Source organism: Marinobacter sp. UBA2498 (assembly GCF_002341575.1).
Lineage (GTDB): Bacteria > Pseudomonadota > Gammaproteobacteria > Pseudomonadales > Oleiphilaceae > Marinobacter > Marinobacter manganoxydans.
Window position 1 is genome coordinate 325 of sequence record NZ_DDOI01000068.1, and the last position, 4917, is coordinate 5241.

Genomic DNA, 4917 nt, shown 5'->3' on the forward strand with positions numbered 1-4917 from the left:
GAGACCATGAGCAGCATCCTGGCCTGGATGGACTCCAACAATGCCTCGGGCGAAGAAGCTGCGGTTTACTACCTCAGCAACAACAGCGACGAGTGGTCAACCTGGCTGAACGACTCCGCGCGTGAGCGTCTGGCCAACGTTCTTAACTGATTGACCTGCCCCTCCCGGGGCATCCTTCGCGATGCCCCGGGTCGTTTCCCGAAAACCGTTCTGATTCCAGACGTGCGCAGGAGAGACTGACCGCCCATGGCAACCTACGATTCCCTTTTTTCATCGCTCGGCCTTGAGCAATGGTGCTCGGAAGGCAAAAGCAGCGGCCCCATGTCGATGGCCGACCTGCTGAATAAAACCAAGGGAGAGAGCGCCGAACCGGCCTCTATATGGGAACTCCCGTTTCCGTCCATGGACGCCCTGAACGAATCCTGCTCCGCCTTCCCCCAGTCCCGGGAACTTACCAAGGGCCTGGAACAGGGATTTCTGGCAATAAAGGACAGCCTGAGCCTGGTTCTCGATCCATTGACCCAGCCTCTCAGCTGGTTCCTGGATGGGGCACTTTACGCCATGCTGAACACGCCCTGGTGGATCGTGATTCCACTGTTACTGGCGGTTGTTTACGTGGTCACCAAATCCTGGAAACTGATGCTCTTTGTAGGCGGCAGTATCGTGCTGCTGGCCTTCATCGACCATTATGATTACGCCATGCAAACACTGGCGATCATTTTTGTATGTGCCTTCCTCTGTGTCTTGCTGGGGGTACCCATAGGCATCGCCATGGCACGCAGCAATTCCCTGCAACGGATGATCATACCGGTGCTGGACATGCTGCAGACGCTGCCACCTTTTGTGTATCTGATTCCGCTTATCTTCCTGTTCAGTGTTACCGAATCAAAGCTGTACGGCATCGCCATCATCCTCTACGCGATTGTTCCTGTGATCCGGCTGACGAACCTGGGCATCCGGCTGGTAGACAAGGACGTGATTGAGGCCGCAGACGCCTTTGGCATGACGCCCCGACAGAAACTCTACAAGGTGCAGATCCCGTTGGCGCTACCCAACATCATGGCAGGGGTTAACCAGACCATCATGATGAGTCTTGCCATGGTTGTTATCGCATCCCTGGTTTCCGCGCCCGGGCTTGGCGTTCTGGTCCTGCGGGGCATCCGTAATCTGGAACTGGGTGTTGGCCTGGTATCCGGCCTTGGCATCGTGATCCTGGCGGTTATTCTCGACAGGGTAACCAAGGCGTCCCTGGCACGAATTAACGTCTCCCAGAAGCAGTGAGGAAAGCCCCCATGGCGAAAGACATCAAGATTTCGATCCGGAACCTTTACAAGATCTTCGGCCCGACCCCGGATGTTGCCCTGGAGTATGTTCGCAAGGGCATGGGCAAAGCCGATCTGCTGGAGCAGCAGCGACACGTACTCGGTCTGCGTGATATCAACGTGGACATCCACGATGGCGAGATCACGGTCATCATGGGCCTTTCCGGCTCCGGAAAGTCCACACTCATCCGGCACCTGAACCGACTGATCGACCCCACGGCCGGCGAAATCCGTGTCGATGGCGAAGACATCATGAGCTACAGCGAAGAGCAGCTGCGAAAGCTTCGCCGCGAGCGGATGTCGATGGTGTTCCAGAAGTTTGCCCTGCTGCCCCACAAAACCGTGCTCGAGAACGCCGGCATGGCCAAGGACATTCGCGGCTATACGACATCGGACTTTGAGGCCGACGCCCGAAAATGGCTCGCGCGGGTTGGTCTGGAGGGTAACGAATACCAGTATCCACACCAGCTGTCCGGTGGCATGCAACAGCGGGTGGGCATCGCCCGAGCCCTGGTGTCCGACGCCCCGATCATGTTGATGGACGAAGCTTTCTCGGCACTGGATCCGCTGATTCGGTCCGATATGCAGGACCTGTTGCTGGAGCTCCAGGAAGAACTGCAGAAAACCATCGTGTTCATCACCCATGATCTTGATGAGGCCTTGAAACTGGCCGACCACCTGGTCATCCTGAAAGATGGCGAAGTAGTGCAGCAGGGAGATCCCCAGGAAATCCTGCTCAATCCCGGCGATCCCTACATCGTCGACTTCATCAGCGATATCAATCGGGCACGGGTGCTGAGGGTACGATCGGTCATGAGTCCCCCGGATGACGGTGACTCCACGTTCGCCGGTGACATCTCGGAAAAGGACAACCTTGAAACGGTACTGCTGAAATCCGACGGGGATATGTCTCTGAATTTCCGGGTAGTCCGGGACGATCAGCACGTGGGCACCCTGCACATGAAAGACCTCGCCCGGGCGCTGGTGCCGACCGCCGCGTCGGCTGACAGGAACAAAACCGCAGCCTAGGGGCTTTTAGCCATTACAAAACCGCGACCAGGGTCTATGCTTCAGGGAGAGCCGACGTCATCGGCATCCCGGTTTTATCACCATGGCAAAAACCCTGGTTCTTTCCATCGCGCTCTTTCTTGCCGCCTGCTCGCAGCCAGAGGACCCGCCACCGCTGGTTCCTGAAACAGCGGCAAAGGCAACGAAGACCGCTCCCGCTGCGCCGGCTCCCACAGAGCCGCGCCATGCCGTCGTCATTGCCGCTGATCCCTGGTGTCCTCACAATTGTGAAGCCGGCTCCGAGCACGAAGGCTATATGATAGATATTGCCAGGGAGGCGTTCGGACTCGCCGGTATCGATGTCGAGTACGTGAACATGAGCTGGGCACGGGCCCTGCAACAGGCCCGGGACGGGTATATTGATGCGGTTGTAGGAGCCCTTCCGGGGGATGCGCCGGACTTCGTGTTTCCGGACGCCGCTACTGGTTACTCGACGATCGCGCTTTATACCCACCCTGACAACAACTGGCAGTACGCTGGCATCGACTCACTCAGCCAATCCAAGCTGCTGGCGATCAACGGCTACGCTTACTCACCGGAACTGGACAGCTATATCGAGAAGTACCAGGACGATCCGGAGCGGGTCTGGGTGCTGTCCGGGCCGGCACCACTGAGCCGGGCAATCGAACTCCTGCACCAGCAGCGCTCTGACGTATTCCCGGAAGACCGCTATGTGATGCAGTGGCAACTGGAGCAGGAGAACAACACGGAAAGCCTGCGAATGGCCGCGGTGATCCACGAGTCGCCGATCTACGTTGCATTTTCACCGATCGGCCGTGATTCCGCCCAGCTCGCAGCGCTCCTGTCAGAGGGAGCGAGAGCCCTGCAAAGCAGTGGGCGGGTGGCAGAGATCCTGACGCGCTATGGACTGTCGTGGTCAGACTGAAACGCCCGGATAGACTCACCGCCCGGTGTCGACAACAGCAGTTGGCCCTGCTGCCCGATCCGCACTGAATTCACCTGGTCCAGCAGGTTCAGAAACCGCTCCTCCTGATTCATCAGCGCGGGCGCACAGGCCATCCGTGTTGATGCCAGTGGGCCTATAGCCATGCCCTCTCCCCTGAGTTCATAGGTGCCAGTGTATCGGTTGCAAGACGCCCTGCCCGCGATCCGATTGCCCTCAAGAAACTCGATCGTGATCCGGGACCGATCGATGATGCCTGCGCCCGCAAGATCCTCAACAACCCAGATTGCGCCCCGTAACAGACGCTGGCGATCACCACCACATCCCCTGAACTCATCATCACCGACCTGCAGGCGCACCTGCGCGGGATATTGAGCCCTGGACATGCTGTCGTCACAGAGCTGACGGGCGACTGTCAGGGTAATGGGGAGATCTGCCAGCGTCGCCACAAATGTCCGCCCATGCCGGTTGGCTGTTTTGACTTCAACCGGTACCCGACGGGTTCCCTGTTCCTCGAAAGGCCGTGTTATCAAGAGCTCACCGCCTTCGAGCGTCGCGTGCCAGAAAGGCTCATTCCCCCGCGCCTCAAACGGCATTTCCAGATCGCCTGGCTGCAAACACTCCGGATAGGTTTGCCCCTTCACTGTCAGGGTCGCTTTTTCACCCTTGCTCCAGAACCGCGTCTGGTCGTCGCCGGGGGCTACGTACAATGCGCCCGAGGCACTTACCTCCGGCTTGAGCAGAATACGTCGATCCAGATAGTCGACGCTGATCAGATCGCTGTCGTCCGTGCCGGAGACGGCAATATCGAGTTGCCCGCAAGCATAGCTCGCGGAAACCGGCTGACTGGTTTTGGATAGAGAGGAGCAGGCGGAGATGGCAAGGCTCGCCGCAGTGACGACGGACAACATCAAAACTCGTCGTGAGTGCATGGTCAGTTCCCTTGTTTGAGCGTCTTTTCGGCCTACAGTTTAGAACCCAACGACCGATGAGGCCACCATGGGCATCTGATGGGTCTTCTTATACCGCCCCACCGGCAGTATGCTAGAACGCTGGACCAAGGAGACACCCCATGGCACTGAAACTTTACCAATTTGCCATTTCCCACTACTGCGAAAAAATACGCTGGGCCCTGGACTACAAGGGGCTCAACTACGAAACGGTGAACCTGCTGCCGGGACAACATGTGAAAACCATCCGGAAACTGACGGGTGAAGCCTCCTCTGTGCCGGTGCTGGACCATGACGGCCACGTGGTTCAGGGCTCAGCGGCCATTCTGGATTACCTGGACCAGACGTTTCCCGAGCACCCGCTGACACCGGCAGACCCGGACGTTCGTGAGCAGGCGCTGGCCTGGGAGCGCCGGCTTGACGAGGAAGCGGGGCCGGCTATCCGCTGCTATTCCTACCACCACTTCCTGCAGCGCCCCAAAATTGTGGTGCCCATGCTGGCCGCGGGAACGCCTTTCTATAACCGGATACTGCTCAGCCTTGCTTTCAGCCGGGTTGATGAAGTCATGCGTCAGTGGATGAAGATCAACGAAAAAACCTCTGAAAAGTCCCGCCAGGTCATGGAAGAGTTGCTCACCGAGCTGGCTGCCATCTACGCCGAAAGGCCTTTCCT

At 58.3% G+C, this 4917-nt stretch carries 5 protein-coding genes; 4 read left to right on the forward strand and 1 reads right to left on the reverse strand.

Features of this window, described 5'->3' with window-relative positions; all coding sequences use genetic code 11:
- Window positions 1-246: 246 nt before the first annotated feature.
- From B2W52_RS09605 to B2W52_RS09615, 3 genes are all read left to right on the forward strand, one after another.
- A complete protein-coding gene (locus B2W52_RS09605; protein WP_008173411.1) occupies window positions 247-1281 on the forward strand; it encodes an ABC transporter permease in 1035 nt (344 codons plus the stop codon).
- Window positions 1282-1292: 11 nt separating this feature from the next.
- Window positions 1293-2351, forward strand: a complete 1059-nt coding sequence (locus tag B2W52_RS09610) for a quaternary amine ABC transporter ATP-binding protein (RefSeq protein ID WP_008173413.1) — start codon at window positions 1293-1295, stop codon at window positions 2349-2351.
- An 82-nt stretch (window positions 2352-2433) separates the two neighbouring features.
- Window positions 2434-3276 carry a substrate-binding periplasmic protein gene (locus tag B2W52_RS09615; RefSeq protein ID WP_273070193.1) on the forward strand — a complete coding sequence of 281 codons (843 nt, stop codon included), beginning with the start codon at window positions 2434-2436 and terminating at the stop codon, window positions 3274-3276.
- On the opposite strand, the gene B2W52_RS09620 is transcribed toward B2W52_RS09615, so the two are convergent.
- Window positions 3252-4226 (reverse strand): META domain-containing protein, encoded by a 975-nt coding sequence (locus B2W52_RS09620; RefSeq protein WP_273070195.1) that lies wholly within the window; start codon window positions 4224-4226, stop codon window positions 3252-3254. The two genes, B2W52_RS09615 and B2W52_RS09620, sit on opposite strands and share 25 nt — an antisense overlap.
- Before the next feature lie 140 nt (window positions 4227-4366).
- Between B2W52_RS09620 and B2W52_RS09625 the strand changes: the two genes are divergently transcribed.
- On the forward strand, window positions 4367-4917 hold a 551-nt coding region (locus B2W52_RS09625), incomplete at its 3' end, for a glutathione S-transferase family protein (protein ID WP_286802749.1).

Excerpts from the sequence above, each read along its gene's own strand:
- B2W52_RS09605 (WP_008173411.1), top strand. The coding sequence starts at position 247 with ATGGCAACCTACGATTCCCTTTTTTCATCGCTCGGCCTTGAGCAATGG.
- B2W52_RS09610 (WP_008173413.1), top strand. The coding sequence starts at position 1,293 with ATGGCGAAAGACATCAAGATTTCGATCCGGAACCTTTACAAGATCTTC.
- B2W52_RS09615 (WP_273070193.1), top strand. The coding sequence starts at position 2,434 with ATGGCAAAAACCCTGGTTCTTTCCATCGCGCTCTTTCTTGCCGCCTGC.
- B2W52_RS09620 (WP_273070195.1), bottom strand. The coding sequence starts at position 4,226 with ATGCACTCACGACGAGTTTTGATGTTGTCCGTCGTCACTGCGGCGAGC.